The following is a 1960-nucleotide window of genomic DNA, read 5'->3' as shown; positions in this document are numbered from 1 at the left end:
CGCCCGGCGAGCGCGGCGACAGCCGCTGCGGCAGCGCGCGGCCCTCCGTCGGATCCTGCGCGATGGTCTCGGGCGCGGGCGTCTTTGAGCGGCGGAAGAACATCGCGTTCCTGTCACGAGCCTCATCCCGAACGCCGGCACGCGGCCTTCGGGACGACGATGATGCAAAACCGGCGACCGGACGCGTCGTCCCGGATCCGGCACCCGGGACGACGCGTCAGGCCCGCGCGACCGATCCCGCGCCGCGGGCCGGGACCGGCAGCCCGCGACCGGGTGCGCGCGTCGAGATCCGCGACCCTAGCCGGGTTTGTGGCGAAAATGCCGTTTCGCGCCGCGAGAGCCGGGCGATCAGACCGGCGGCTGGCAGGTCGCACAGAAGAAGGTCGAGCGGTTGGCCTGCACGATCCGGGTGACCGAGCCGCGGCATCCGGGATGGCGGCACGGCTCGCCGACCCGGTCGTAGACCCGGAAGGCGTGCTGGAACGCGCCCGCGCTGCCGTCGGTGTGGGCGTAGTCGCGTAGCGTCGAGCCGCCGGCCTTCACGGCCTCCTGCAGCACCTGCACGATCGCCTTGGCCAGCGCGTTGGCCTTGGGCGTCGGGCGCCCGTCGGGCTTGATCAGCAGGCCGGCGGGGGTCTCCGGGTGGAGGCGGGCCCGGTGCAGGGCCTCGCAGACGTAGATGTTGCCCAGGCCTGCGATCAGGCTCTGGTCGAGCAGCGCGGCCTTGAGCGGCGTGACCTTGTGCCGGAACAGGCCGGCGATCACCGCCCCGGTCAGCCCGTCGAGCGGCTCGATCCCCATCCGGGCGAAGTGGCGGCTGGTCGCGAGGGTCTCGCTCGGGACGAGGTCCATGAAGCCGAAGCGGCGGGCGTCGTTGTAGGTGATCGTGGCCCCGGTGCTCATCGCCATCACGACGTGGTCGTGCTTCGGCGTGCCCTGCGCTCCCTCCAGGTAGAAGTCCCCGGGGGAGAGGTTGCGTCCGTCGGGCAGGGCCACGTCGAACCGGCCGCTCATGCCGAGATGCATGATCAGGGTCTCGCCCGAATCGAGCCCGGCGGTGAGGTACTTCGCCCGGCGGGCGAGGTCGGTCACGGTCCGACCCTCCAGCCGCGCCGCGAATCGCTCCGGGAACGGGAAGCGCAGGTTCGGCCGGCGCAGGGTGACGCGGCTGAACCGGGCGCCGACCATCGCGGGCACCAGGCCGCGCCGCACCGTCTCGACCTCGGGAAGCTCCGGCATTGTTCTCGGACTTTTCGTTCGACCACGCGAGCGCGCGGTCCGGATATCGAGTTCTTCGAAGAAGTCGGCAACGGCGCGGTTTGCCGCCCTCGCCTGCGAAGAGCGCGCGAAGGCTGGCGCTCAGCGACGGCGAAGTCTGACGTAGAGCGCGCCGCCGCCGCCATGGTGCCGGGACGCTTCCTCGAAGCCCAGCACGATGCCGCGCAGCTCGGCGCCGCGCAGCCAGTGCGGCACGATGCGCCGGAGCACCCCCCGCTCCGCGAAGGCATCGGGATAGGACGAGCCGCCCCTCTCCTGGCCCCCCTTGCCGGTGACCACCAGCACGTAGGCATGCCCGGCGGCCCGGCACCGCAGAAGGAATCCTGTCAGCGCAGCATGGGCTTGCGCCTGCACCATCCCGTGCAGATCGATCCGCGCCTCCACGGCCAGACGCCCCCGGCGCAGCCCAACTTTGGCCTGCCGCTCCAGCCCCGACGGCGCGGCATGGCTCTGGAGCGGGGCCTGGTAGGGCGCCGCGGTGACCGTCTGGGGCAGGGCGACGGCCGGCTTGGGCGGCGGCTTCGGGCGCGCCGTCTTGGCCACCGGAAAAGCGGTCGGCTTCAGGATCGGCGCCGTCAACGGCGGCATGGTGGCGGTCGGCGCCGGAGGTGCGACCTCTGGCTGCGGCAGCGTCGCCCGGCCCGTCAGCGGCGTCACCAGCTTGGCGATCTCGCCCCAGAGC

Annotated in this window: 2 protein-coding genes; both read right to left on the bottom strand. The window is 72.7% G+C overall.

Annotation, left to right across the window (positions count from 1 at the left end):
- Positions 1-348: 348 nt before the first annotated feature.
- Positions 349-1239, bottom strand: coding sequence for a bifunctional DNA-formamidopyrimidine glycosylase/DNA-(apurinic or apyrimidinic site) lyase (gene mutM / locus FV228_RS28170; RefSeq protein ID WP_147857506.1), 891 nt, complete (start codon positions 1237-1239; stop codon positions 349-351).
- Between the two features lie 120 nt (positions 1240-1359).
- The coding region (locus FV228_RS28165; RefSeq protein WP_147857505.1) for a Smr/MutS family protein at positions 1360-1960 on the bottom strand (601 nt) is incomplete at its 5' end.

The organism is Methylobacterium sp. WL18, from assembly GCF_008040015.1.
GTDB classification, from domain to species: Bacteria; Pseudomonadota; Alphaproteobacteria; order Rhizobiales; family Beijerinckiaceae; genus Methylobacterium; species Methylobacterium mesophilicum.
The sequence above is the reverse complement of the archived record's forward strand: the minus strand, read 5'-3'. Positions and strand labels throughout refer to the sequence as shown.